This is a genomic window from Croceivirga lutea (assembly GCF_014235875.1).
In the GTDB taxonomy this organism is placed as follows: Bacteria; Bacteroidota; Bacteroidia; order Flavobacteriales; family Flavobacteriaceae; genus Croceivirga; species Croceivirga lutea.
In genome coordinates this window covers 34,036-59,983 of sequence record NZ_JACJUK010000007.1, presented here as the reverse complement: position 1 = coordinate 59,983, position 25,948 = coordinate 34,036, and the positions used below count along the sequence as shown (strand labels likewise).

The 25,948-nt window shown below is 35.0% G+C and carries 22 protein-coding genes and 1 tRNA gene; 12 read left to right on the top strand and 11 right to left on the bottom strand.

The genetic code is table 11. The features are described 5' to 3' along the window. Window positions 1–79: 79 nt before the first annotated feature. Window positions 80–151: transfer RNA gene (locus H5V42_RS12655), tRNA-Glu, on the bottom strand. Between the two features lie 95 nt (window positions 152–246). Further along, window positions 247–1,722 (bottom strand): proline--tRNA ligase, encoded by a 1,476-nt coding sequence (gene proS / locus H5V42_RS12650; protein ID WP_185783542.1) that lies wholly within the window; start codon window positions 1,720–1,722, stop codon window positions 247–249. A gap of 98 nt (window positions 1,723–1,820) precedes the next feature. Between proS and H5V42_RS12645 the strand changes: the two genes are divergently transcribed. Both H5V42_RS12645 and H5V42_RS12640 read left to right on the top strand, forming a co-directional pair. After that, on the top strand, window positions 1,821–3,191 hold the full coding sequence (locus H5V42_RS12645; RefSeq protein ID WP_185783541.1) for a hypothetical protein: 1,371 nt from the start codon (window positions 1,821–1,823) through the stop codon (window positions 3,189–3,191). A 33-nt stretch (window positions 3,192–3,224) separates the two neighbouring features. After that, window positions 3,225–4,730, top strand: a complete 1,506-nt coding sequence (locus H5V42_RS12640) for an OmpP1/FadL family transporter (protein ID WP_185783540.1) — start codon at window positions 3,225–3,227, stop codon at window positions 4,728–4,730. Window positions 4,731–4,777: 47 nt separating this feature from the next. Here H5V42_RS12640 and H5V42_RS12635 read toward each other — a convergent pair whose 3' ends face one another. After that, window positions 4,778–6,226, bottom strand: a complete 1,449-nt coding sequence (locus tag H5V42_RS12635; protein ID WP_185783539.1) for a T9SS type B sorting domain-containing protein — start codon at window positions 6,224–6,226, stop codon at window positions 4,778–4,780. Window positions 6,227–6,334: 108 nt separating this feature from the next. Then, complete coding sequence (locus H5V42_RS12630) at window positions 6,335–8,140, bottom strand: T9SS type B sorting domain-containing protein (RefSeq protein WP_185783538.1); 1,806 nt, start codon at window positions 8,138–8,140, stop codon at window positions 6,335–6,337. Window positions 8,141–8,274: 134 nt separating this feature from the next. Between H5V42_RS12630 and folE the strand changes: the two genes are divergently transcribed. Beyond that, entirely contained in the window at window positions 8,275–8,955 is a 681-nt protein-coding gene (gene folE, locus H5V42_RS12625) for a GTP cyclohydrolase I FolE (protein ID WP_185783604.1), read from the top strand. Next, window positions 8,955–10,439: a cysteine--tRNA ligase gene (cysS, locus tag H5V42_RS12620; RefSeq protein ID WP_185783537.1), complete on the top strand. Its 1,485-nt coding sequence runs from the start codon at window positions 8,955–8,957 to the stop codon at window positions 10,437–10,439. The genes folE and cysS overlap by 1 nt, the downstream gene beginning before the upstream one ends. A 9-nt stretch (window positions 10,440–10,448) precedes the next feature. Here cysS and H5V42_RS12615 read toward each other — a convergent pair whose 3' ends face one another. Further along, on the bottom strand, window positions 10,449–11,357 hold the full coding sequence (locus H5V42_RS12615) for an AraC family transcriptional regulator (RefSeq protein ID WP_229665679.1): 909 nt from the start codon (window positions 11,355–11,357) through the stop codon (window positions 10,449–10,451). 205 nt (window positions 11,358–11,562) lie between these two features. On the opposite strand from H5V42_RS12615, the gene H5V42_RS12610 reads away from it, so the two are divergent. From H5V42_RS12610 to H5V42_RS12585, 6 genes are all read left to right on the top strand, one after another. Continuing rightward, window positions 11,563–13,086 carry an aldehyde dehydrogenase family protein gene (locus tag H5V42_RS12610; protein WP_185783536.1) on the top strand — a complete coding sequence of 508 codons (1,524 nt, stop codon included), beginning with the start codon at window positions 11,563–11,565 and terminating at the stop codon, window positions 13,084–13,086. Window positions 13,087–13,099: 13 nt separating this feature from the next. Continuing rightward, window positions 13,100–13,477, top strand: a complete 378-nt coding sequence (locus H5V42_RS12605) for a DUF779 domain-containing protein (protein WP_185783535.1) — start codon at window positions 13,100–13,102, stop codon at window positions 13,475–13,477. 60 nt (window positions 13,478–13,537) lie between these two features. After that, window positions 13,538–13,759, top strand: a complete 222-nt coding sequence (yidD, locus tag H5V42_RS12600) for a membrane protein insertion efficiency factor YidD (protein WP_185783534.1) — start codon at window positions 13,538–13,540, stop codon at window positions 13,757–13,759. Window positions 13,760–13,825: 66 nt separating this feature from the next. Beyond that, on the top strand, window positions 13,826–14,794 hold the full coding sequence (gene lgt, locus H5V42_RS12595) for a prolipoprotein diacylglyceryl transferase (RefSeq protein WP_185783533.1): 969 nt from the start codon (window positions 13,826–13,828) through the stop codon (window positions 14,792–14,794). Further along, window positions 14,794–15,270 (top strand): DUF192 domain-containing protein, encoded by a 477-nt coding sequence (locus H5V42_RS12590; protein ID WP_185783532.1) that lies wholly within the window; start codon window positions 14,794–14,796, stop codon window positions 15,268–15,270. Before lgt ends, H5V42_RS12590 begins: the two co-directional genes overlap by 1 nt. Before the next feature lie 9 nt (window positions 15,271–15,279). Further along, window positions 15,280–16,509 carry an ABC transporter ATP-binding protein gene (locus tag H5V42_RS12585; protein ID WP_185783531.1) on the top strand — a complete coding sequence of 410 codons (1,230 nt, stop codon included), beginning with the start codon at window positions 15,280–15,282 and terminating at the stop codon, window positions 16,507–16,509. Window positions 16,510–16,562: 53 nt separating this feature from the next. Here the strand turns inward: H5V42_RS12585 and H5V42_RS12580 are convergent, their stop codons facing one another. The 6 genes from H5V42_RS12580 to mdh all read right to left on the bottom strand — a co-directional run bounded on the left by H5V42_RS12580 (window position 16,563) and on the right by mdh (window position 24,673). Then, window positions 16,563–17,129: a porin family protein gene (locus tag H5V42_RS12580; RefSeq protein ID WP_185783530.1), complete on the bottom strand. Its 567-nt coding sequence runs from the start codon at window positions 17,127–17,129 to the stop codon at window positions 16,563–16,565. 173 nt (window positions 17,130–17,302) lie between these two features. Next, window positions 17,303–17,944 carry a response regulator transcription factor gene (locus tag H5V42_RS12575; RefSeq protein ID WP_185783529.1) on the bottom strand — a complete coding sequence of 214 codons (642 nt, stop codon included), beginning with the start codon at window positions 17,942–17,944 and terminating at the stop codon, window positions 17,303–17,305. A gap of 1 nt (window position 17,945) precedes the next feature. After that, the gene (locus H5V42_RS12570; RefSeq protein ID WP_185783528.1) at window positions 17,946–19,925 is read right to left on the bottom strand and encodes a tetratricopeptide repeat-containing sensor histidine kinase; all 1,980 of its coding nucleotides are present in this window, start codon (window positions 19,923–19,925) and stop codon (window positions 17,946–17,948) included. A gap of 74 nt (window positions 19,926–19,999) precedes the next feature. After that, window positions 20,000–20,383 carry a lipocalin-like domain-containing protein gene (locus tag H5V42_RS12565; protein ID WP_185783527.1) on the bottom strand — a complete coding sequence of 128 codons (384 nt, stop codon included), beginning with the start codon at window positions 20,381–20,383 and terminating at the stop codon, window positions 20,000–20,002. A 189-nt stretch (window positions 20,384–20,572) separates the two neighbouring features. Continuing rightward, entirely contained in the window at window positions 20,573–23,542 is a 2,970-nt protein-coding gene (gene secDF, locus H5V42_RS12560; protein WP_185783526.1) for a protein translocase subunit SecDF, read from the bottom strand. A gap of 204 nt (window positions 23,543–23,746) precedes the next feature. Continuing rightward, entirely contained in the window at window positions 23,747–24,673 is a 927-nt protein-coding gene (gene mdh, locus H5V42_RS12555; protein ID WP_185783525.1) for a malate dehydrogenase, read from the bottom strand. Between the two features lie 208 nt (window positions 24,674–24,881). On the opposite strand from mdh, the gene H5V42_RS12550 reads away from it, so the two are divergent. Together H5V42_RS12550 and H5V42_RS12545 are read left to right on the top strand one after the other, a co-directional pair. Beyond that, window positions 24,882–25,262: a hypothetical protein gene (locus H5V42_RS12550; protein WP_185783524.1), complete on the top strand. Its 381-nt coding sequence runs from the start codon at window positions 24,882–24,884 to the stop codon at window positions 25,260–25,262. A 231-nt stretch (window positions 25,263–25,493) separates the two neighbouring features. Beyond that, window positions 25,494–25,868 carry a hypothetical protein gene (locus H5V42_RS12545; protein ID WP_185783523.1) on the top strand — a complete coding sequence of 125 codons (375 nt, stop codon included), beginning with the start codon at window positions 25,494–25,496 and terminating at the stop codon, window positions 25,866–25,868. Window positions 25,869–25,948 lie beyond the last annotated feature (80 nt).

The window sequence follows — 25,948 nt, the reverse complement described above, 5'->3', positions numbered from 1 at the left end:
AAAACTTAGAATTTATAGTTTAAAGTTTCTTAAAAGCCTTCATTAAAAACTTTAAATTCTAACTTTCACAATTAGTTTGTAGCCCGTAGGGGAATCGAACCCCTGTTACCAGGATGAAAACCTGGCGTCCTAACCCCTAGACGAACGGGCCATAAGCTAAATGAACGTACGTTGCATAATTTGCGGATGCAAAAATACAACTATTTTTAAGTATTGCAAATGCCTTGAAAAAAAATTTATTCTTTCCTAGTACGCCTTAGCAAACAACACTCTATTTGCTGAAGGTTTACCGGTTACAATACACTTACCTTCTTCTTTTTCAACATTTAAAGGAATGCACCTAATTGTTGCTTTGGTTTCTTCCTTTATTTTGTCTTCTGTTTCTATGGTACCATCCCAGTGTGCTGATACAAAACCACCTTTTTCTTCCAATACCTCTTTAAACTCTTCATAGGTGTCAACTGGTGTTATGTTGGCTTCTCTATAATCAAATGCCTTTTTGTAAATATTGTTCTGAATATCCACTAAAAGTCCTTCAATTTTTGTCACCACATCATCAAAGGCTATAGATTCTTTTTCTAAAGTATCTCTTCTAGCAATTTCAATAGTTCCGTTTTCTAGGTCTCTTTTACCAATTGCTAGTCTAACAGGAACACCTTTAAGTTCGTACTCGTTAAACTTAAAGCCTGGTTTATGTGTATCTCTATTATCAAACTTTACTGAAACACCCTTTTTTTGCAATTCTTTTACTAACGGATTAATTTTTTCAGAAATAGCTTCTAATTGCTCCATTCCTTTATAAATTGGTACAATAACCACTTGTATAGGAGCCAATTTAGGTGGTAACACCAAACCATTATCATCACTATGCGTCATTATTAAGGCACCTATTAAACGTGTTGAAACACCCCAAGAAGTTGCCCAAACATATTCTTGCTTTCCTTCTTTATTTGCAAATTTTACATCAAATGCTTTTGCAAAATTTTGACCTAAGTAATGTGATGTTCCTGCTTGCAAAGCCTTACCATCTTGCATTAAGGCTTCAATACAAAAAGTTTCCTCAGCTCCTGCAAAACGCTCACTTTCTGTTTTTACCCCTCTTATTACTGGCACTGCCATATGCTCTTCAGCAAACTCGGCATACACATTCATCATTTGTTTGGCTTCTGCCATTGCTTCATCTTTGGTTGCATGCGCAGTATGCCCTTCTTGCCATAAAAATTCAGCTGTTCTTAAAAAAAGACGTGTACGCATCTCCCATCGAACTACATTAGCCCATTGATTTATTAAAAGGGGTAAATCTCTGTAAGATTGTATCCACTTTCGGTACGTATCCCAAATAATTGTTTCTGAGGTTGGCCTAACAATTAACTCCTCTTCTAGCTTGGCATTTTCATCAACTACAATACCACTACCATCTTCTGCATTCTTAAGACGATAATGCGTAACCACAGCACATTCTTTTGCAAAACCCTCTACATGACTTGCCTCTTTACTCAAATATGATTTTGGAATAAAAAGTGGGAAATACGCATTCTGATGCCCAGTATCTTTAAACATTTTGTCTAAACCAGCCTGCATTTTTTCCCAGATAGCAAAACCATAGGGTTTAATTACCATACAACCTCTTACTCCTGAATTTTCTGCAAGGTCTGCCTTGACAACCAATTCATTATACCATTTTGAATAGTCTTCTGCTCTACTCGTTAGATTTTTACCCATTTATGAAAGTTTGGCACAAAACTTGTGACTATTTTAACGTAAAATAAAAGGTCAAAGCTAACCATATTTTTAAATTGTTGAATAAAAAATTGTTTCAAATGAAAGCTATATTACCCCGCCAAAACAAAATTTTTAAGCTAGCCAGCTTTCTTGGCTTAGCATTAGCTATTACTTCTTGTGGTTCTTACCAACAAGCATCATATTACGATGATGATGGTATTTACAGTCAGGCAAACCGTACAGTGTCTGTCGAAAAAAGAAATGCTGAAGCGGTTCAAAATAGAACTGTTGAACAAGACAAGTATGGTGATTATTTTGGTCAAAAAGCCAATCAATATGATGAAATTTTAGATAGCGAGATTTTTACAGACGTTGACGATTATTATAGTGATGTGGTTAACGACTCTATTCCTTTAGGCGAACAAACTGATTATTTTGCTTACAATAATACCTATGAAGGAAATCCAGGCTGGGGTGATAATCCTTCAAACGTTAATATAAATATATATGATAACGGCTGGGGTTGGAACGCTGGTTGGGGTTGGAATAATCCATGGCTATGGAATGCAGGTTGGAACGGCTGGGGCTGGAATGCTTGGAATACTGGTTGGGGTTGGAACGCTGGCTGGGGTTGGAATAACTGGGGCTGGAATAGACCTTGGAGATACGGCTTGGGCTGGAACAACTGGGGCTGGGGCTGGAATGCTGGCTGGGGCTGGAACAACTGGGGTTGGAACAACTGGGGCTGGAATAATGGATGGAACAACCGCTATTATAACAACTATGCTTTCAACAATAACAGACGTTATTACAGAAACCCTGTTGCTCAAAATACTAGGTATAACAGAGGACGTTCTAATTTAAATACAGCAAGCTCAAGGTCAAGGTCAGCGGTAAACAGGTCTTCCGCTGTAACAAACAGAAGCTCGTCTAGATATAGAACTGGAACCTCATCTAGATACAATAGGTCAACATCATCTCGAAGTAATTTAAGTGCCTCTGCAGCTAGAAATAGTCAGTTTAGAAGCAGTAGAAGTACGCGTACTGTTCCTAGATACAGCGGAATTACACGTTCTAATAGATCTTATAGCGCTACACCAAGAAGTGGATATAATAGAAGTTACTCTTCTGGCACACGAAACAATTCTTCTTACGGGTCTTCTAGAAATTCTACACCTAGAAGTAGTTCGTACAGAAGTTCTCGTAGTACCATGCCTAGAAGTAGTTATGGAAGTTCTAGAAGCAGTACCTCTAGAAGTAATTCTTACCGTAGCTCTCGAAGCAGTGCACCAAGAAGCTCAAGTTACAGAAGGTCATCTTCATCTTCAACTCGCTCTAGCAGCAGCTCTTATAGAGGTTCTAGCGGAAGCTCTTCTAGAAGTTCTAGTGTAGGTAGAAGCTCAAGTTCTGGACGTAGTTCTGGAGGTAGAAGTAGCGGTGGAAGAAGTAGTAGTGGCCGCAGAAATTAAAAATCAATCAAATTCGAATAAAAATTAATTGCTATGAAAAGAACACTATTTTTCATATTGGGCTTGGCATGTAGTTTTGTTACCGCTCAAAATATAAACGACGCTCTTAGGTATAGTCTAGAAGATATTAATGGTACGGCAAGATACCAAGGTATGTCTGGTGCTTTTGGAGCTTTGGGTGGTGACTTGTCTGCCCTGCATGCGAACCCTGCTGGTTCTGCAGTTTTTAACTACAGTCAGTTTTCTGTATCAGGAGCTAATTATAATACCAATAATGACACTTTCTTTGGAAGCTCACTGACCACCACCTCAGTAAACAATTTAGAGTTAAATCAACTTGGTGGTGTACTAGTTTTTAAATCAAAGAGTGGTCCGTGGAAAAAGATTGCGCTAGCTGTAAATTACGATTTGGCTAGAAGCTTTGACAATGAGTTCAGAGCTATTGGTAACACTAATCAAGGATTAGATAATTACTTTTTAAATTATGCTAACGGTGTACCATTTGGGCCAATACAAATACAAGATGGTGAATTTATAGAAGATGCCTATTTAGATATTGGTTCTAGTTTGGGTTTTGTAGATCAACAAGCATTTTTAGGTTATCAGGCCGGAATAATCTCTCCAACAGAAGACACAAACGACAACACTACTTATATTTCTAACGCAAGTTATAATGCTGTTAATCAAGATTACATTCAACAAACTAACGGCTATAATAGCAAAATGACACTAAATTTTTCTGGACAATATGAAGAGAATTTATTTTTTGGAGCCTCACTGAATTTTCATACTATTCTCTATGAAAAGTTTACTTCAATCAACGAAACAGGCTATCTAGAAGACAGTTCAATTCAAAATACCACCTTTGATAATTTTTTGCATACTGAAGGTAATGGATTCTCTTTTGCATTGGGTAGTATAGCAAAATTGAATCATAACATTAGATTAGGAGCTACCTATCAATCTCCAACTTGGTATCGCTTAGAAGATGACTTTTCTCAACGTATAAACACCAATGCCCCTATTACCAACGAATTGGGTTTTATAGATTTAAATATTGTAAATCTTTTTCCTAGATATACTATTAAAACACCTGGTAAACTAACCGGTAGCGCAGCTATTGTTTTTGGACCTCAAGGGCTATTAAGTTTTGATTACGGGTATCAAGATTTTAGTCAATTAGAATTAAGACCAACTTCTGACCCCGCTTTTGCTGATGAAAACGATTTTATTTCGTCTACTTTAAAAGCTGTGAATAGTTATAGAATTGGTGGAGAATATAGAATTGATAATGTGAGTCTTCGGGGTGGTTATCGTTATGAAGAAAGTCCTTATGAAAATTTAGCTATAATGGGCGACTTAGAAGGCTTTTCTGCAGGTTTTGGATATGATTTTGGACCAAGCAGATTAGACCTAGCATACAGTAGAACTGAACAAGATGTAAACGAATTATTTTTTGATTCTGAAATTATTGGCAATGCAGCTGATGTTTTAAGAACCAATTCTAATGTGAGTTTAACCTATACGGTAAAATTCTAAAATAGAATTTAAAAATTAGCTATTAAAAGACCAGTTTTGCTGGTCTTTTATCGTTTTAAAGAAAAGTGTCTTCTCACCGTTTTTGCTACAACCAAGTCTTGTTCATTACGCTCGTAATCTAAACGAAACCAATAATCAGAAGAAGGCATATCTCTACCATTAAATGTACCATCCCAACCGGTTGATGTTTCATCTAATTGTTTTAGCAATTTACCATAGCGGTCAAAAATATACACACTCGGATTTATAAGTTCCTCAATACCTTTTACTTGCCAAAAATTATTAAATGCATCACCATTAGGAGTAAAAAACTTAGGGAAACCAACAACCAAAAACTCAATAGGTTCGGTTGTACCACACCCATTTTTATCATTTATAATTACAGTATTAATTCCTGGTGGCACATCTAAAAAGGTAGGGTCGTCTTGAAACTCGCCGTTATTAATAGCATATTCATATTCACCATCACCCAGTACATCAATTCTAATATTGTAGGGGTCTGTTTGGTCACTATTAATGAAATCATCAATAACCACAACTTCATTTAATTGTGGAACTCCATAAAATGTAATTAGAATATCATCTGTTATGGTTTCCCCAAAGGTGGTTAAAATGGTTACATGGTATCTACCAGAATTTGGACTTGTTACAGTGTATTCGGTTTCTCCTGGTCCACTAGCTAGTACAGCATCTCTAGTACCATCATCATCAGAGTCTACCTCCCAAGTAACACTACTAATATTTGGTCCTGCAGGTGAATTTTGAGCGCTTAAAACAATATCTGGGTCTCCCTCACATGCTACAATATCAAAACCTAAAAACTCATCTCTAAGTGTACAATCTAGTGCGGTGTTTTGGTCTTCATCAACAGATGAACCAGTAAAGGTTAAACGAAACGGCTCTGGGTCACCATTAAAGTTTGTGTTAAAATTATTGATAAAGAGATAATATACCTCACCAGCAATAACATCTAGATATTCATCATATGTGTTTTGACTACCTGTTACATTTGGTGCTCCCTCTTGCCCACTCTGCGGATTTACCCCCAAACCGGTAAATGGTGTAGTATTTACTTCGTAATTACATCGAATTGGTTCAACAGTTGCTCCACCTATTTGAGTACAAAAATTATCTCCTAAGGTTTGGTCAAAAGGGCCGTAGACCGCAAAATCAAATTCAGCAGTTACAGGGTCTCCAGTATTAACAGGCAGCGCTTCAATATCAAAACCAATTTGACCATCTGTACCAGCTCTAAAAACGTACCAAGAAGTGGCATTTTCAATATTGGCAGAACTCACGCTACCTTTTTCGAGGCAACCTGTTTCTCTTACGGTTTCAGGGTCAAAATCATCAATATCACCTGAACCATTTACAAATGATTCAATAGGTGCGTCTGCACAGACCGGTATTGCAGTTCTACAATCACCAGAACTCTGTGCCAATGTGGTTCCAATAGTGGCAAGTGTTAGGCTGGTAGCAAGTAATAGTGTTCGCATGATATGGGGCTAAATTTATGCTACAGTCACTAAAATAACTTTGATATTGTTTTTTTAGTATACCGAGGTCAAAAATAAATACCCAAATCGACAAACTGCACAATTTCTTTATCTTCTTAACGAAAAATGATTTTGAACATATTTGGCCTCTACCCTATTGCCTGAGTTGTCGATATAAGAAATTCTAAACCAATAATCGCTAGAAGGCATTGGTTGCCCTTCATAGTTACCGTCCCATGAATCTGAAGGTGAATTTAATTGCTTTAGCAACTTACCATACCTGTCATAAATAGATACTACAGGGTCATCTAAATATTCTAAACCTTCAACTTGCCAAGTTTCATCTAGGACATCTCCGTTTGGCGAAAAATGATTGGTAAACCCTGCGACTATAAAGTTTTCTGTTAATTCTCCACATCCATTTTTATCTCTCATGGTTATAGTGTGGTCTCCAGGTACGACATCTTCAAAGATATTGCTGGCTTGAAAAGGTCCATTATCTATACTAAACTCAAAATCTCCTGTTACGTCTGTATTAACAGTAACCACATTACTAATTTGAAAATCTTGAATATCAATCGAATTTATAATTGGAGTAATTGAATTTGAAACTTCTATGGTACTTGTTAAAGAACAAGATTCTGTACCACTAGAATTCGAAATTGTTAAGGTGTAAGAACCGCTCTGAGAAACGGTTAAATTAGGACTAGTTTCACCGGTACCCCAAGTATAATTAAAATTAGGGTTTGGATACAATACCCCAATAACCACCTGAGGATTTTCTGGACAAATAGCTACTTGTTCTTCAAAAGTAACCTGCGGAACTTCTAGTGCGTTTAACTGAAAGCTTTGTGAAATGTCATAGCAATCAGGATTGTCTACAGATGTTACTCTAACAAAAAGCTCTTCTGAACCCATCTGTTTTTCATATGCCTTTGGCAAAGCATTTAAACCATCACTAGCATCCACCAAAGATGAATGGTAGCTCACCATATATTTTTCTGGATTTTGCCCACCAAGAATCATACTATCCAAAACTCTTAATTCATAAGTTGTATTGGTTTCATCAAAACAATACACTACATCACCAATAGCATTCGAAACCGGTGATTCACTAAAAGCTACTTGCACATCACTTACTATGTTATCCGCTGTAGTTACCACATTAACTCTATAAACTGCATCTTCTGTAACTGTTAAGGTATTAGCGGTTTCACCAAGTATTTCATTAAAACCAGCCCCTGTATCTTGATACCAAGAATACGAAACTGCATTAGTGGTTGTAGCATCTAGTATTATATTGTCATTCTCACATGCGGCAATTGGTGAACCCAATAGGTTACTTACTATTGAACAGTCTAACGCATCGTATGGATTAGTTACAAAAATGTTTCCTGTAAACTGAATAGAAAAACCAGAGTTAACATTCGAAAAATTATTAATAAACAAGTAATAGTCTTGACCAGGTTCAACTTGTAAAAAATCTTCGTATTGCGCATTTGAACTATCACCAGAGGGGTCTTCACCAATTCCTGTGTAGGTATTTTGGTCTCGATTATCAAAAAAGTTACATCTAATTGGTTCCCCAAAATCATTGCAATCAGTAGCCTGGTAGAGGGCAAAATCCCAATCTTCAGAAGCCTCATGTCCAATATTTATTCCTAATTCTCCGCTTGCTGCAGTTCTAAAATAATACCATGCAGAATTTGATTCAATTGAACCAGAAGTGGTTCGTTCTAAGCACCCCGATGATGCCGCTCCACTAAAATCATCTGCACCAAAACCGCTAGTACCACCATTTACTGGTGTATTATTACAAATTGGTATTGCAGTTGAACAATTGGGTGACACCTGTGCACAAACAACGCTTGCACAAGACAAAAATGCTAAGATGGGTAGTATTAGCCGGGTCATAAGTAGTCTTTAATTTGGGCATCATAAAATTATTAGAACTTTAACCTTAAGAATAATTTATGTTGCGAACACCAATAAACTAGATGCTAAATAGGGCATTATGTATATCTTTGCAGTCTTATTTTTGGCAGTTGATGAAATTGGAAGATACCATACCACAGCATGACGAGGACTTAAACGATGACCACTTTTCATCTGCACAGGATACTCCTTTGCGGAAAGATGCTTTTGAACTGAGTGATACTGAAAAGATAGAACGCATTAAATCCAATGTAAAAGATATAATGCTAACTCTTGGTCTAGATTTAGAAGATGATAGTTTACAAGGCACTCCTAATAGGGTGGCTAAAATGTTTGTAAAAGAAATCTTCGGAGGTTTACACCCAGACCGTAAGCCCGCCTCTTCTACCTTTGAAAATAAATATAAGTATGGTGAAATGCTTGTAGAAAAAAACATTACGCTTTACTCTACATGTGAACACCATTTATTACCCATAGTTGGTAAAGCACATGTGGCTTATATTTCTAAGGGTACAGTTGTTGGCCTTTCTAAAATGAATAGAATTGTTGACTACTACGCCAAAAGACCACAAGTTCAAGAGCGTTTAAACATTCAAATAGTTAGAGAACTGCAACAAGTTTTAGGCACAGAAGATGTGGCATGTGTAATTGATGCCAAGCATTTATGTGTAAATTCTAGAGGTATTAGAGATATTGATAGTAGTACCGTTACAGCCGAATATGGCGGTAAATTCAAAGATGAATCTGTTAGACGTGAATTTTTAGATTATATAAATCTTGAAACTGATTTTTAATGCAACTTTATCAAGAGCAAAAGTTAAAGGTTACCAATTCCCTTACCGGTAAAAAAGAAGAGTTTAAACCCATTAAAGAAGGCTACGTTGGCATGTATGTATGCGGACCAACAGTATATAGCAATGTTCACTTGGGTAATTGCCGAACTTTTATGTCTTTTGATATGATTTTTAGATACCTTAAACACCTTGGTTATAAGGTAAGGTATGTAAGAAATATTACTGATGCTGGCCATTTAGAAAATGATGCTGACGATGGTGAAGATAAGATTGCAAAAAAGGCAAAACTAGAACAGCTGGAACCTATGGAAGTTGTTCAACGCTACACTGTTGATTTTCATGAAACCCTACAAAAATTCAATTTACTCGCGCCTAGTATTGAGCCTACAGCTACAGGTCATATAATTGAACAAATAGAAATCATTAAAGAAATCCTTAAAAAAGGATATGCGTATGAGGTTAATGGTTCTGTGTATTTTGATGTAGTTACCTTCAATAAATCTAATGATTACGGCAAATTAAGCGGTAGAAAATTAGAGGATATGATTGCCAATACACGTGAACTTACTGCTCAAAACGATAAAAAAAATCCTCAAGACTTTGCGCTTTGGAAAAAAGCAGAGCCACAACATATAATGCGTTGGCCCTCACCTTGGGGTGATGGTTTCCCTGGTTGGCACCTAGAATGTACTGCTATGAGTACAAAATATTTAGGTGAAACCTTTGACATACATGGTGGTGGAATGGATTTGAAATTTCCGCATCATGAGTGTGAAATTGCTCAAGCAGAAGCCTGCAATGGTGAAAGCCCAGTAAATTATTGGCTACATGCAAACATGCTTACCTTAAATGGTAAAAAAATGTCAAAGTCTACAGGTAACAATATTTATCCATCAGAAATGTTTTCTGGAGATAACCACATTTTAAGCAAACCATTTGCTCCATCTGTAGTTCGGTTTTTTATGCTACAAGCACATTATACTAGTATTTTAGATTTGAGTGATGAAGCTCTTATTGCTTCAGAAAAAGGTTATCAAAAATTGATGGATGCGCTTAAAATAGTTGAGGATTTACCTGTTTCAACTACTTCTGATTTTGATTGGTCATCGTGGAAACAATCTTGCTATGATGCCATGAATGATGACTTTAATACACCAGTTTTAATTGCACAACTGTTTGAAGCTGTTAAACAGATTAACTCCTTAAAAGAAGAGAAAAGTAAAATTTCAGAAGAAGATAAATCACTAGTAGTTGATACCCTACATAATTTTGTTTTTGATGTTTTAGGGTTACAAGCGCAGCAAAACGCCAACAATGCTCAAACCGAAACTTTAGAAGGCATAATGTCTCTTTTAATAGATATCAGAAATAACGCCAGAGCGAATAAAGACTTTGCAACTTCTGATAAGATTAGAGATGAATTAACTGCGCTGGGTATTCAATTAAATGATGGTAAAGACGGCACGTCTTTTAGCATTAAGTAAACTTAGCTATTAAGCGAACTTTGATTGGTATTGAGAAGGTGATACCTTTTTAATTTTTTTAAATAATCTATTGAAATAAGAACGATTTTCAAACCCACATTCTAAGAATATTTCTTTGATTTTTTTATTCGGGTTTTGAAGTAAGGTAATTGCTCGTTCAATTCGTAAGTTATTAATAAACTCTACCGGAGTTTGCCCAATCTCATCTTTAAATTTTTTAAAGAAATGAGATTCACTCATACAAGCTTTTTCACTTAGCATACCAATACTCATTGGTTCGTGTAGATTATTTTTGATGAAATCAATAATATATGCCAACCTATTAGTAGATGCTAGTGTATTGGCATTTCTCATATAGTTTCTTTTAGAACTGCCTTGAAGAATTCTAACTATAAGCTCTTGCAGCATATTATCTACAAAAAAGTCTTTAGAAGGATGATTTTCTGTAAATAAATACAATAATCTGTTTAAAATGCCATATACTGCTTTATCATTAGTAAAGTGAAAATTGTAATCCATTAATGCCCATTCATCACCACATTCTTTAGGCATTGTTTCATTCATCAACTGAACAACTCTTTTTATTTTTTCTTCATTAATAGCCATTGCTAAACACCTAGTTGGGTTGTCTATTTTAGCCTCCGGAAAATCTATACACATTAATTCTTTGGCGGGTAATATCAAAGATTCTCCTGGTAAAAAATCAAAAGACTGCTTATCTCGTAAATGCATCACTTTTTTACCCACTAGCATGCTAGCCAATACCGGCTGATCAAAACGTAATAAAACTTGTTCCGCATTTTTATGCGTTTCAAAAACATGCATCTCGGCATTTCTTAAAGCATAAGAAGTCTGATTTTCTACCAAATTTTGGAGACTTCGTTCTTTATAAAATTTCTTTGGCAATTCTAGCTCCACAATACTATATTTTCAAATTACAAGATACTCATTTATGAATTTACTATATTTTTTCACCTAAAACTGTTAATTATGCAAGCAATAAGATTATTGGTCACATAAAACATAGAATCGTTCAGTATTTCGTAAAAACTATGCTATACATTTAGAAAACAGTCTGTTACTTATAACAGAATAGTAACTAATAAAACTAAACATAATACGTATGAGCGATTTAAAAACAGCCCAAAAAACGGCATTGCAAAAACCAGAGTTTAAAAACCAATACGAAAACTTTATAGGTGGTGAGTGGATTCCTCCTCACAAAGGAGAATATTTTGATAATGTAAGTCCTGTAGACGGTCAAGCATTTTGTAAGATAGCCAGAAGCACAAAAGAAGATATTGATAAAGCTATTGATGCAGCATGGGAAGCCGCACCTGAATGGAATAATTCTTCAGCAACTACAAGAAGTAATATGCTTCTTAAAATAGCTGATGTAATGGAGCAGAATCTAGAAGTTCTTGCCAGAGCTGAAACTTGGGATAACGGTAAAGCGTTACGTGAAACTAGAGCAGCCGATATGCCCTTAGCTATTGACCATTTTAGATATTTTGCAGGTGTAATACGTGCAGAAGAAGGTACAATTAGTGAACTTGACTCTAGTACTGTTTCTATGAATGTTTTGGAACCCCTAGGTGTAGTAGGACAAATTATACCATGGAATTTTCCAATACTAATGGCCACTTGGAAGATTGCTCCTGCACTAGCAGCAGGGAACTGCGTGGTCTTAAAACCTGCAGAACAAACCCCGGTTGGTATTCTAGTACTTGTAGAACTTATTCAAAATATTTTACCCAAAGGTGTACTCAATGTGGTTAATGGTTTTGGTATTGAAGCAGGTAAACCGCTAGCTTCTAGTCCTAGAATTAATAAAGTAGCCTTTACTGGAGAAACTACAACCGGGCAATTAATTATGCAATATGCCTCAAAAAATATTATTCCAGTTACTCTAGAGTTAGGTGGTAAATCACCAAACATATTTTTTGAAAGTGTCATGGATGCTGATGATGACTTCTTTGATAAATGTTTAGAAGGTGCTGTTATGTTTGCCTTAAATCAAGGTGAGGTTTGTACTTGCCCTTCTAGACTTTTAGTGCAAGAAAGTATTTATGACAAATTTATAGCGCGTGTAATTGAAAGAACAGAAGCCGTTAAACTAGGTCATCCACTAGACCCTAGTACAATGATGGGTGCTCAAGCTTCAAACGACCAATATGAAAAAATCTTAAATTACATAAGCATAGGAAAAGAAGAAGGCTGTGAGGTATTAACTGGCGGAGAAGCCGCATATAATGAAGGCCTTGAGGGTGGATACTACATTAAACCAACTATTTTAAAAGGAAACAACAAAATGCGCGTGTTTCAAGAAGAAATATTTGGCCCAGTTGTTTGTGTAACTACCTTTAAAGATGAAGCAGAAGCTATTGAAATTGCTAACGATACACTTTATGGCTTAGGTGCTGGTGTTTGGACAAGAGATACGCATCAGGCTTACCAAATTTCTAGAGCAGTACAAGCAGGTAGAGTTTGGGTTAATTGTTACCATGCTTACCCTGCTCATGCACCATTTGGTGGATATAAGAAATCTGGTATTGGTAGAGAAACTCATAAAATGATGCTTAATCATTATAGACAAACCAAAAACATGTTGGTTTCTTACGACAAAAAAGCTCTTGGCTTCTTCTAAATTTTAAATTTAAATGACACAACGAATTCTAGTAACGGCTGAAGCGGCAAAAATTATAAATCAACTCAAACAAGAACATGGTGAACTAATGTTTCATCAAAGTGGTGGTTGTTGTGATGGTTCAGCTCCAATGTGTTTTCCTAAAGGAGAATTAATGCTCGACGACTCTGATGTCTACCTTGGTACTATTGAAGGGTGTGAATTCTACATGAATCAAGACCAATTTGAATATTGGAAACACACGCAAATAACTGTAGATATTACTCATGGTAGAGGCGCAAGTTTTTCTTTAGAAATTCCGTTAGGCTTACGTTTTATCATTAAATCAAGATTGTATACAGAAGAAGAACGAGAACATCTCGAGCCTACTAAAAGAGCTTCAGAAGTTTAAACAAAAGCCCCAGACTACTACTGGGGCTTTTTTTATTCTATTATTGTTTAATTTTACGCTATGCGTAAAGTAGTAGTTGCTCCTTTTATTTTTATGGTAAGAATCTATCAAAATGGTATCTCTCCTTATTTACCAGCAACTTGCAGATATGCTCCAACATGCTCACAATATACGGTTGAGGCCCTCCAAAAACATGGTTTAATAAAAGGAGGCTGGCTAGCCATTAAACGCATTTTTAGTTGCCACCCATGGGGTGGTTCTGGTTACGACCCTGTTCCCTAATTATTTAGAAAGTTTAGAATAACCCAAACGTTTAAAACTAGTATCTTCGTCACAAAACTTTTAATTATGTACTTTCTAGGCTTCGTATGGAATCCGGATGACACGCTGTTTAAAATTGGATTCCTTCAAATAAAGTACTACAACATGTTGTGGATTTTAGCCTTTGTTCTTGGCTTCTACATCATGAAAAAAATTTTTCAAAAAGAAAATAAATCTTTAGAAAAACTCGACTCTCTTTTTGTGTATGCTGTTGTATCTATAATGCTAGGTGCACGTTTGGGTCATGTCTTTTTTTATGACTGGGATTATTACAAAAACCATCTTATAGAAATTTTACTACCTATTAGAGAAAATGCTGGTAGTTCTTTGTTTGGTTTTATTAATGGTTATGAATTTACTGGTTTCACAGGTTTAGCCAGTCATGGTGCTGCTATTGCAGGTATTATTGGTCTATGGTTGTTCTCTCGCAAATACAAAGACATAAGTGTACTTTGGTTATTAGACCGCGTAGCAATTACTTGTTCTATTGGAGGGGCATTCGTTAGATTGGGTAATTTTTTCAACTCCGAAATTAACGGCAAAGTGGTCGACAAAGCGTTTTTCTTAGCTACCAAATTTGTTAGAGATTCTGATGATATGCCAGCCTATAAAGCCATGTCTATCACTAAAGAAAAAACGGCAAGCGCCGCTTACAAAGCCCTAGAAACTAATCCAGAGTTTGCTAATTATCTTGAAGCAATACCCTATAGGCATCCTGTTCAATTGTATGAAGCTATAGGCTATCTTATCATATTTGTTATTATGTATTATTGGATGTATTGGAAAACCAACCTAAAAAATAAAGAAGGATTTTTATTTGGGTTTTGGTTAGCAACAATGTGGGGACCAATTCGGTTTTTCTTAGAATTTTACAAAAAGAGTCAAGGTGGTTTTGAAGATGCATGGGGTACTTTTACTACAGGTCAATGGTTGAGCATACCATTTGTTATCGTAGGATTATATCTAATGTTTAGACCCACAAAAAAAGCAGCATAATGAGAAAATATGTTATCGTTGTTTTGCTAACGCTACTGGCTTTAGCATGCAAAGAAAAAGCTACGCAAGCCATCAAAACAGAAGAAATTGCCTTTACAAAAGAGGGTGAAGTTCAAATTTTTAAAGCAGACTCGTTATTGGTTAAGCTAGATGTTGAGGTTGCCGCTACAGATTATGAAACGCAAACAGGGTTAATGTACCGCTCTTCTATGGCCGAAAAAAACGGGATGATTTTTCTATTTGATGATGTTAGAATGCACTCTTTTTACATGAAAAACACCCAAATTCCGCTGGATATTATTTTTATTGATGAAAACTGGAGAATTGCTAGTTTTCAAGAAAATGCCCAACCGTTTAATGAAACTGGTTTATCTTCTCAAGTTCCTATTCAATATGTTTTAGAAGTAAATGCCGGACTAGCAGAAAAGTGGCTTTTAGAGGTAGGTGATTCTATAGCTTTTAAAAAAACGAATTAACCCTTTTGGATGAATTTCGGCATCCTTATTCCAAACCATTTAAAAACTGACACCTTTGTTGATGAAATCTTTAAAGGAAAACACGCCATTTTAAATGTACTTGATAAAAAAGGATGGGGTATATTTTCTGAAAATGAAATTGCTAAATATATTGATGAAGAAGAATTACACGACATCAAAGTCTTAACAAAAAACAGTTCTCAAGCGCTTAAAACTATGAGTAGTGGAGAACGAAAAAAAGCGCTATTAAATCATCTTTTAGATTCAAAAGTTAAGGGTTTTGTATTTGTAAATCCTTTTGATAATTTGGATGTAGAAACCCAAGCGGCACTTAAAAGGGAGTTTGAAATACTAACTACAAAAGTTGACTGCATTCAAATAGTAAATAGAATAGATGACCTATTAACATCTACCAAAGACTATTTTGTATTTGAAAATAATGAACTACATACGTTTGAATCTAAGGCAGTTTTGCTAAGTCATCTTCAAAAAAAAAGTAAGGTAATAACTACCATACCGCTACCCTTAAAACCTTTTCCTATTACTGAAAATCCGTTAATTAAACTAAAAAACATCAACGTAAGCTTTGAAAACAAAAGGGTTTTAAATCATATTAATTGGATAATCAATAAAGGTGATTTTTGGCAATTAAAAGGTCCCAACGGCAGCGGTAAAAGCACAATTTTAAACTTAATTACAGGTGATAGCCACAAAGGTTATGGCCAAGACTTAACTCTTTTTGGCCAGAAAAAAGGCAGTGGAGAAAGTGTTTGGGATTTAAAAAAATACATTGGTTACTTTACCCCAGCTATGGTAGATAGGTTTAAAGGCTATCATACACTTAAACATATGCTAATTTCTGGTTTACATGATTCTGTTGGTCTTTATAAAATTCCTTCAGAAATAGAAAAAGCAAAGAGCATAGAGTGGCTTAAAGTTTTGGGATTAGAAAGTAAAAAAGACTATTACTTTCATCAGTTAAGTCTAGGTCAAAAACGACTTTTAATGACTGCCAGAGCCATGATTAAACATCCACCTCTTTTAATTTTAGATGAGCCTACTGTAGGTTTAGATGACAACGCTGCTTGGCACTTTATTAGTCTAATTAATGCGTATTCAAAGAAAAGTGATACAGCTATTATTTATGTATCGCATAGAACTGAAATAGGCTTGCGACCCAAACAGTATTTTGAGTTAATCCCTACTGATCATGGCTCTTTAGGTGTGGTTAAAAAATAAAAAGAGGGTTTTTTACCCTCTTAATCGAATTTAAATTAATAAGTGAATGTGGTTTACAACTCAAATGCCCAGCTGGTATATAGTTGAAAGATACCGTGTTTAATACGTGAATTGTTCCTCGGAAAATTACTTAACCCTGCATAGTATCGTAAACCAAATGCTAAGCCTAAGTCTGGTAACTTGTAACCTGCCCCAAAATTAAGACCAAAATCAACAGTTTTTATTTGTTGTGTAAACTGTGCTCTGTTTGTGTTATCAATTGCCTTTTCGTTAGCCGATAGTAAAAAACCAATTTGTGGGCCAATTTCACCATACAAGCCTTCAATTGGATAAATCTTACCCATAATAGGTAGATTTACATAATTATATACATCTTTTACATTTTCAAAGGATGCTCCTTGTACAGAGAATAAAAGTTCGGGTTGAATACTTACTAAATCTATCAGCTGAATCTCAACTAGACCCCCAGCCTGAATACCAGCTAGACTTCTATCATTTGTTACCGCTCCAGAATAATTAGCCAAATTAAGACCAACTTTAGGCCCTATACTAACGGTTTGCGCAGTTACACTTAACGTAGTTAAACATACTAATAACAGTACTTTAAATAAATTTTTCATGGTCAAATAGTTATTTAATACTGCTAAGAACTTTATTAAAATACTTTCTTTGAAAAATCATGCTTAAAATACTGGAAAACCAGTAGTTTTTTTACTTAAAAACCAAAATACCATAAATTAAAAAAGGAGGCAAAAGCCCCCTTAATTCATATACTAAATCTATTTGTGTAACGCTAAACCAAAACCTTCTCAATGGCAATTTTAACTAATGAAGCAGTGTTAGAAGCATCCATTTTTTTCATTAAATTTCTCCGATGAGTTTCTACGGTTAACGGACTAATAAATAGTTCATCTGCAATTTTATTAGTGGTTTTTCCAGACACAATTAACTTTAAAATTTGCTTTTCTCTTTTAGTTAACCTTGGGGTATTACCCATGGTATGAAAAATGGTATTCGCCATAGCTTTTTGAATTTCAATGCCATAATAATAATGTCCTCTATATACCTTTGAAATAGCCTCTACCAATTCTGATTCCGTTACATTTTTAAGTAAGTAACCTTTGGCACCATTAGAAATCATTTGATTTATAATGCTACGTTCCCCATATGTACTTAAGCCAATAACAAATGTATTTTCGTATTCATTCGCAATTACCTTACAAATTTCTGTTCCACTTACATCTGGTAAATTAATATCTAACAAAACAATGTCTGCTTGATGTTGTTTTAAAAACTCTAGCGCTTCATTACCTGTTGTACAACATGCTTCTACCTTAATATCCTTATGTCCTTTTAATAGCGATTTTAGTCCTTCTATAACTAAAGGGTGGTCATCAACAATTACCACACGTATTTTAATGTTACTTAATGCCATACTAAATATTAATTACGATATGGGCTGTAGTGCCCTCATTAGGAGATGAAACAAAATCTATTTCTCCATTTAAATAGGCTACTCTAGTTTTTAAATTATTTAATCCCATTCTACCATTTTTAGTGCTCTCTTGTTCTGAAAATCCTTTACCATTATCTTCAACAGTAATACTTATTTTACCATCTTCAACCAAATACTGCACTAATACCTCTGTAGCCTCAGAATGTTTTACTGCGTTATTTATTAATTCTTGAAAAATTCTATAAATGGTTAAACTAGTTTTCTGCGATAAATCTTCACCAGAATCGTAAAATTGAAGAATAAATTTGGTGTTTTTTGCCGCTTTACCGATACTTGAACAATAATCTTCTATAGCATTTTTAAGTCCGTATCTAAATAAAGTTTCGGGCATTAAGTTCATTGCTATATTTCTCAATTCTGAAAGCGAATCATCAATATTATCTACCGCTTCTTTAAAACCTTTAGTGCCTGTTTTAGAATCTGACTTTTGAGCCAACTTTTCTAAACGTATGCGCGTTGCAGAAAGCCTACCCGCTAAACCATCATGTAAATCAATGGCAAGCCTTTTACGTTCATTCTCTTGCCCTTCTAACATGGCGTTATACACCTTTGAATCTTGCTCATACTGAAGCTTGTTCAACTCTGCAACTTTTAATTGCTCTCTTTTTTTAATATTTCTATATCCTAAATAAGCTATGCCAGCTAAAAAGAATAACCCTAAAGAAATAGACCAGAGCACATAGTTTTGAGAACGCTTTTTGGTTAATTGCAGTTCTACATCATTATTTTGATTGGTAAGCTCCAATATTTCGCGTTCCTTTTTCTCTGATTGATATTCTGTTTCTAACCGAATAATTTCTCTCTCTAACTCGGGAATATTTAAACTATCTGAAATGGCCACATAATTGGCTAAATTCTCGAATGCCTTACTTTCATTATTAAGTTTTGAATAAAAAAAAGACATCTCTTTATACAGTTCAGCCTCTATAATTTTATTCTGATAGTACTTAGCCAAGTCTAGACTTATCTGAGCATATTCGAGTCCCTTTTTATAGTTTTTATTAGCTCGATATACCTTTATAAAAGTCATAAACAAAGGCATTTTATTTTGCTGTACGGGGCTATTTTCTAAAAATTGTAGTGCCCGTTCCAGATTATCAACAGCCTCATCATAATTAGACTTTTTAACGTGGTACTCGGCTAAAATGGTATGGTATAATTGTTTCTTATCATCTTGTGCTAATGAGTCTACCACCGGAGCAATAAAATCTAATTTTTCTTTTGCACTATCAATAGAATCCATCTGAATTAGACAAGAAGCAAATATTAATTTGTTTATTGTTAGACTTTTATAGTCTTCTGCCTTAAGGTGTTGTTCTCCACCTAAAACAAAATAATTAAATGCCTTTTTCAATTGACCGTTGTTAAAAAAGCCAATTGCAATATTGGTATTTGCCTTTGCTATAATCTCGTAAAACCCAATTTTTTCAGCTGTGGGAGTTATTTTGTTGATATAATAAATATCCTCATTATAACCTTGGTAAGACCTAACCACACCTATATTAAAAGTGTTTCGGACCCAAAGCTTTAAGTTTTCTGGAGAAGAATCAGATTTAATTAGCTCAGAAACTACCGTATCTGCTTTTCTATAATACTGTTCACCTTTAAAAGGAAAACCATAGTCTGAATAGAAATTACCGAGCAAAAACAAACCTTTACCAATTCCATAGGCGTCCTTACTATTTTTAGCTTCAACTAGTCCAGTGTTAACATATCTTAGCGCTGTAGTAGAATCATTGTCTTTGAGAATTTCGGCGATTTCATACTTTGCCAAATAACTATCTGGATTTTCTTTTAAAAACCGTTGTAAACTATCCACTTGCGGCTGATAATTTACCTGTGCATAACAATTAGTAACTAAGAAGAATACGGTAAATACAAAAAAGGTCTTCAAGTTCAAAACGTTATGTTTTATGAGCCAAAGACCTAATATAACAATGATATTTTGGTTACACTTAATCTTCAATCTTAAGCTTACTTTCTAAATAGTAATGTTGCTGTTGCATTCACACGCCAGGCAAGGGTATTGCCTGTTATGGTAAAATCCATTGCTTCATCTCCTATGTAATAAAATCCTTCTTCTATGGTTAAAGTTTCAGTACCTACCAAAATTTCTGTGCAGCTACCATCTTCATTTAAATCGAGAATGTAAAAAGTTATGTTTTGTCCATCTGATTCAATGTAAGAATCATTGTAGCAATCCAAATCAGATACATCAGTATCATCTATTTGTACTAGATTCCATTGCCCTACAATGGCGTCTTCCTCTGATAAGGTTTCATCTTCAATTGTGGATTGCTCGCAACCAATTAGAAGGATTACTATTAAAAAAGTTAATGGCTTGAAAAAAGATTTCATAGTGTTTAGGTTTTAGTTCTTCCTCAAAAGAATCACTATTCTTACACACCATGAAACAAACGAAAAAAAATACTGGTTTTCTAGTAGTTTTTATTACTCAAAAGTTTGTATCAAAATTAGCAGATAAAAAAAGCCACTCAAATTGAGTGGCTTTTTCGTCTGAATTAGTAACCCAATTCTATTGGGAAATTAATTTTGTTTACCTGAGGATATTGATTTTTTTAACGAATCGTACATAACTGGTGTTGCTATAAATACCGAAGAGTACGTACCCACAATAACACCAATAATCATAGCAAACATAAATCCTCTTAACGATTCTCCACCAAAAATGAAGATAGCCAATAATACAATTAAGGTAGTTAAAGAGGTATTTAATGTTCTACTCAAAGTACTATTAAGTGCCTCATTTACATTATTACCAGCACTCCAACCCTTGAGTCCAACCACTTCTCTAATACGGTCAAAAACAACCACAGTATCATTTAAAGAATACCCTATTACTGTTAGAATAGCAGCAATAAATGCTTGGTCAATTTCCATATTAAATGGCATTATTGCACTTGTTAAAGAGAATATACCTAGTACAATTAAAACATCATGCGCTACCGCTGTAACCGCGCCTAAAGAGAACTGCCATTTTCTAAAACGTAATAAGATGTATAAGAACACAACTGCAAGTGAACCTAGTATTGCCCAATATGCGTTTTGTTTAATATCATCAGCAATAGTTGGGCCTACTTTAGTTGACTGCAGAATTCCTATAGATTTCTCTGATGCGCCAACTGTAAAATCTTCAAATGATGTTCCATCTGGCAAATATTTTTGTAACGAAGTATAAAGCTTATTTTGAATCTCGTTATCAACTTCTATACCTTCTACGTCTACCTTGTATGGTGTAGTTACCTTTATCTGATTGGCTTCACCAAAAGTTTTAACATTGGTACCGCTACCAAAAACATCATTTAATTCAGATGCTATTTCTGAAGGATTCACGGCTCCTTCAAAACGAATTTGATACGAACGACCTCCAATAAAATCTACACCTTGTTGTAATCCGTTTGAGAATAATGAAAATAAACTTACTGCAATAAGTAACCCTGAAATAATGTATGCTATTTTACGCTTACTCAAGAAATCTATATTTATTCCTGTAAACAGCTTTCTTGTTGCAGGGGTTGAAAATAAAAGTTCTCTACCTTTTTTAGCAGTGTAAGCTTCTATCATTAAACGGGTAACAAAAATTGCCGTAAACAAAGAAGTAACTATACCTATTAATAAAGTAGTGGCAAAACCTTTAATTGGTCCTGAACCAAATACAAAAAGTATAATCGCAGTAAGACCGGTAGTAATATTGGCATCTAAAATTGAAGACAAAGCGTTGCTAAAACCATCTGCTATTGCCTGTGCTTTACCTTTACCTTTAGCTAATTCTTCTTTAATACGCTCAAAAATAAGTACGTTAGCATCAACAGACATACCTATAGTTAGTACAATACCAGCAATACCTGGTAAAGTTAGAACCGCACCTAAACTAGTAAGTACACCAAAAATTAATAAAATGTTGAAGATAAGAGCGATATCTGCAAAAATACCTGCCTTGCCGTAGTAGAAAATCATCCATATTAATACGAATGCCATGGCGATTAAGAACGACATAAACCCACTATCAATTGCTTCTTGGCCTAAAGATGGCCCAACAACTTCTGACTGAATAATTTCAGCAGAGGCCGGTAATTTACCAGCTCTTAAAACGTTAGCAATATCTTTTGTTTCATTAACTGTAAACGTTCCTGTTATTTCTGAACGTCCGCCAGATATTGGCCCTGTAGAAACACCAGGGGCCGTGTAAACCTTATTATCTAAAACAATAGCAATACCTGTTTGATTGGTATAGGCATCACCAGTTAATTTTTCCCATTCTTTAGCGCCACGTGTATTCATGGTCATACTAACCGCTGGCTTGTTAAACTGGTCAAAAGTATCTTGTGCGTCAGAGACTACATCTCCACTGATTCTTGGTTTGTTTTCTCTGTTAGATTTTAAAGCGTATAGTTCAGCTACTTCTGAGTTTGCTGGTGGGCGTTCCCATGCAAATTTTACAAATTGAACATCTGCAGGAAGTAATCTTCTAACTTCTGGCATTCTTAAATAAGAACCTACCTCTGCAGTATCAGAAATAGCTACTCTTGCAATTGCATGACTACCAGGATTTGACGGAATTAATTTGCTTAATAATGGATTGCTACTTGCAATATCTAAAGAATCTTCTGCTACATCTGAAAGTAAAGAATCTATCTCTGCTTCTTGGGCTGATAAATCCTCTTCTGTTTCCTCCTCATCAGGCGTAATAATTTCTGCTAACCGTTGGTCTGCAGTAACAAAAAACTGACCAATACTTGCATTACTTTGTTCATAGGTTTCCCAGAACTCTAACTGAGCTGTGCTCGAAAGTAATTCCTGAGCTCTAGAAATATCTTTAGCACCTGGTAATTCCACTAATATTCTACCAGAATTACCTTCTCTCTGAATATTGGGTTGTGTTACCCCAAAACCATCAATACGCTCTCGTAGCACTTCAAAAGCCGAAACAATAGATTCATCAATTTTTCTACGGATGATTGGTTTTACCTCATCATCAGACATTTGAAAGTTGATTTCATCACTCAAACCTTTATTTGCGAAAATTTCAGGTGATGCCAGTTTGGTATCTCCTTTAATGGCTTCAAAAGCATCAAAGAAAAGCTCTAAATAGGTAGCATCACTATTTTTAGAGGCGTCATCAGCATCCGCTAATGCTTTATTAAATACTGCGTTGCGCGTATTGTTTGCTAAACCTTTAAGAATATCTTTTACAGATATTTGAAGGGTTACGTTAATTCCGCCTTTAAGGTCTAAACCTTTATTTAATTCTTTAGTTTTAGCATCTGCATAGCTAGTATATCCTAAAACAGGGTTATCTGCAACAGAGTCTAAATACTTAGCTTCTAAGGCTTCGCGCTTAGCTACATAATCATCTTCAGCTTCAGTAATTTCAGTCTTTGCAAAGTTCTCTGCATCTTTCTCTATCTTACCAGAAATGAAAGTATAGGACAACTGATAGATGCTCACCAAACCAAATAGAATGGCGAAAAGTCTTATAAGTCCCTTATTTTGCATGGGTTGTCAGTTTTTAGAAGTTTTGTAAACAGCGTGCAAATATATCATTTCCCATTAGATTCAACAATACAAATTTTGGAATAGTTAATTTATTGCAACTTGCTGAAAACAAATAACCTCAGGAATTATTCCTAAGGTTATTTAATTTTTAAAGAATTTTTAAAGCCGATTTTAATTCAAAATTCCGCTTAATTTCATGTCTTATTATAGTTCTAATAAGGTGTTTGTTTTAGACACACCTTCAGCTGATTCTTGCATTTTAGCCTTTTCAGCATCTGAAAGTTCTATTTCTACAATCTTTTCAATTCCATTTTTACCTAATATTACTGGAACTCCAATACAAATATCATTTAAACCGTATTCTCCTTCTAACATTGAAGAACATGGGAACATTTTCTTTTGGTCACAAGCAATTGCCTGCACTAATCCTGATACTGCTGCACCAGGGGCATACCAAGCACTAGTTCCTAATAATTTGGTAAGCGTTGCGCCGCCTACTTTTGTTTCTTGTACCACATAATCCATTTGGTCGTTAGTTAAAAACTCTGAAACTTTCACACTATTTCTAGTTGCATGACCAATTAAAGGCACCATACCTTTATCACTATGTCCGCCAATTACCATACCATCTACATCAGAAATTGGAGCCTCAAGAGCCTCTGCTAAACGGTATTTAAAACGTGCACTGTCCAATGCACCGCCCATACCAATGATTCTATTTTTAGGTAAGCCTGTGGTTTTATGCACTAAATATGTCATGGTATCCATTGGATTACTAACCACAATAATGATTGCATTTGGCGAATGCTCCAATAAACTCTTAGATACTGTTTTTACAATACCAGCGTTAATACCAATTAACTCTTCACGTGTCATACCTGGTTTACGTGGAATACCAGAAGTAATTACCGCAATATCACTGTTTGCTGTTTTTGCATAATCGTTGGTACTACCTGTAATTTTAGTGTCAAAACCATTTAAAGAGGCAGTCTGCATTAAGTCCATAGCCTTACCTTCTGCATAACCTTCTTTAATATCTAGCAAAACAACTTCAGAAGCAAAATCTTTTATTGCAATATACTCTGCGCAGCTTGCCCCTACGGCACCAGCTCCAACAACGGTAACTTTCATATCTATATTAATTTTATTTGTTAAAAACGCTCAAAAGTAAGGATTTTAAGAGGATTCTAAACTGTCAAATATCAGTTTAAAAATGAAGAAATGTTAAAGAAATGAGCCACTTAGCGAAGATTTCATTCTAAAACTACCTTTCATCGAAAAGTATAAAATACAAGAGGTTAAATCTACGTTAGTATAGTCCCAAATCATACTTTAACCTATGCGTACCGCAAGAAAACTATTCTCGTTGGTTGCACTCACCATGCTATTGGTGATTAGCAACTGCTCCAAAGTTCCTGAAAATAACGACCCCATTTTGGGTACGTGGACCAAATCTCAAACTATTTCTACTTCAAATAAATCAGAAGTTAACGTTACCGAAGAATGGATATTTAATGATGTTTACTTAGGTAGATATCACCGTTTTGAAGATGGTAGTGCTATCATTATTACTGATTTTAGTTGGAGTATTGAAGATGACATGTACTACATTACTTACCCAGGTATTGATAAAAACGATGCTACGGTAATTTATGACGACAACAACGGCATAGAACTGTTGTCTACACAACCTGGTGGCTCAGTATATGCCAGAAGATAATTTAAAACCTAACTTATTTTTTACACCCAAATCTTTAAATGATTTGGGTTTTTTAATACCCAAATTTCTCCGCTTTGGCTGATGCTTCAGCTTTTTCTTTACTTCTTAAAAAAGAATGTTTACTACATAAAAATGTAAAGCCTTATGTATTTTATCGATTAAAATAGCTTTTAGTCGGTTAATTTTTGAATATACTATATTTTTGTAGTCCAAATCTTACATACTTAACCTATGCGTGCTATTACATTTTTTAAGGTAGCACTTGCACTAATTATTTTTTGTACATGTGATACAATTGACATTGCTGACGACCCCATTTTAGGAGTTTGGACAAAAACTGAAATTATTTCAAGTGAGACCCAAAAGGAAAAAGTGACAAAATTTCAAGAATGGATTTTTAACGACCTTTATTTAGGTAGATACCATATCTATGAAAATAATGAACTTGTTTTTTATCATGATTTTGATTGGAGTATTAATGCTGATGAAACCTACACCTTATCGTATCGCGGAGAAATTGATTTAGCTGATGAAGTGTTCACGCTAAAAAAGACAGAAACCGAAAAATTGGTCAAATTAGACGGTTCTACTTTTGCAATAAGGTAAACCACTAAACACAACCTGTGTTCCCCAAAAAAAAATCCACTGCCAGGGCAGTGGATTTTGTAATTTAAAACTCATTGAGT

What these genes read in the sequence shown, in the direction of transcription:
- proS (WP_185783542.1), bottom strand. Translation starts at nt 1,722, where the DNA reads ATGGGTAAAAATCTAACGAGTAGAGCAGAAGACTATTCAAAATGGTAT.
- H5V42_RS12645 (WP_185783541.1), top strand. Translation starts at nt 1,821, where the DNA reads ATGAAAGCTATATTACCCCGCCAAAACAAAATTTTTAAGCTAGCCAGC.
- H5V42_RS12640 (WP_185783540.1), top strand. Translation starts at nt 3,225, where the DNA reads ATGAAAAGAACACTATTTTTCATATTGGGCTTGGCATGTAGTTTTGTT.
- H5V42_RS12635 (WP_185783539.1), bottom strand. Translation starts at nt 6,226, where the DNA reads ATGCGAACACTATTACTTGCTACCAGCCTAACACTTGCCACTATTGGA.
- H5V42_RS12630 (WP_185783538.1), bottom strand. Translation starts at nt 8,140, where the DNA reads ATGACCCGGCTAATACTACCCATCTTAGCATTTTTGTCTTGTGCAAGC.
- folE (WP_185783604.1), top strand. Translation starts at nt 8,275, where the DNA reads ATGAAATTGGAAGATACCATACCACAGCATGACGAGGACTTAAACGAT.
- cysS (WP_185783537.1), top strand. Translation starts at nt 8,955, where the DNA reads ATGCAACTTTATCAAGAGCAAAAGTTAAAGGTTACCAATTCCCTTACC.
- H5V42_RS12610 (WP_185783536.1), top strand. Translation starts at nt 11,563, where the DNA reads ATGAGCGATTTAAAAACAGCCCAAAAAACGGCATTGCAAAAACCAGAG.
- H5V42_RS12605 (WP_185783535.1), top strand. Translation starts at nt 13,100, where the DNA reads ATGACACAACGAATTCTAGTAACGGCTGAAGCGGCAAAAATTATAAAT.
- yidD (WP_185783534.1), top strand. Translation starts at nt 13,538, where the DNA reads ATGCGTAAAGTAGTAGTTGCTCCTTTTATTTTTATGGTAAGAATCTAT.
- lgt (WP_185783533.1), top strand. Translation starts at nt 13,826, where the DNA reads ATGTACTTTCTAGGCTTCGTATGGAATCCGGATGACACGCTGTTTAAA.
- H5V42_RS12590 (WP_185783532.1), top strand. Translation starts at nt 14,794, where the DNA reads ATGAGAAAATATGTTATCGTTGTTTTGCTAACGCTACTGGCTTTAGCA.
- H5V42_RS12585 (WP_185783531.1), top strand. Translation starts at nt 15,280, where the DNA reads ATGAATTTCGGCATCCTTATTCCAAACCATTTAAAAACTGACACCTTT.
- H5V42_RS12580 (WP_185783530.1), bottom strand. Translation starts at nt 17,129, where the DNA reads ATGAAAAATTTATTTAAAGTACTGTTATTAGTATGTTTAACTACGTTA.
- H5V42_RS12575 (WP_185783529.1), bottom strand. Translation starts at nt 17,944, where the DNA reads ATGGCATTAAGTAACATTAAAATACGTGTGGTAATTGTTGATGACCAC.
- H5V42_RS12565 (WP_185783527.1), bottom strand. Translation starts at nt 20,383, where the DNA reads ATGAAATCTTTTTTCAAGCCATTAACTTTTTTAATAGTAATCCTTCTA.
- secDF (WP_185783526.1), bottom strand. Translation starts at nt 23,542, where the DNA reads ATGCAAAATAAGGGACTTATAAGACTTTTCGCCATTCTATTTGGTTTG.
- mdh (WP_185783525.1), bottom strand. Translation starts at nt 24,673, where the DNA reads ATGAAAGTTACCGTTGTTGGAGCTGGTGCCGTAGGGGCAAGCTGCGCA.
- H5V42_RS12550 (WP_185783524.1), top strand. Translation starts at nt 24,882, where the DNA reads ATGCGTACCGCAAGAAAACTATTCTCGTTGGTTGCACTCACCATGCTA.
- H5V42_RS12545 (WP_185783523.1), top strand. Translation starts at nt 25,494, where the DNA reads ATGCGTGCTATTACATTTTTTAAGGTAGCACTTGCACTAATTATTTTT.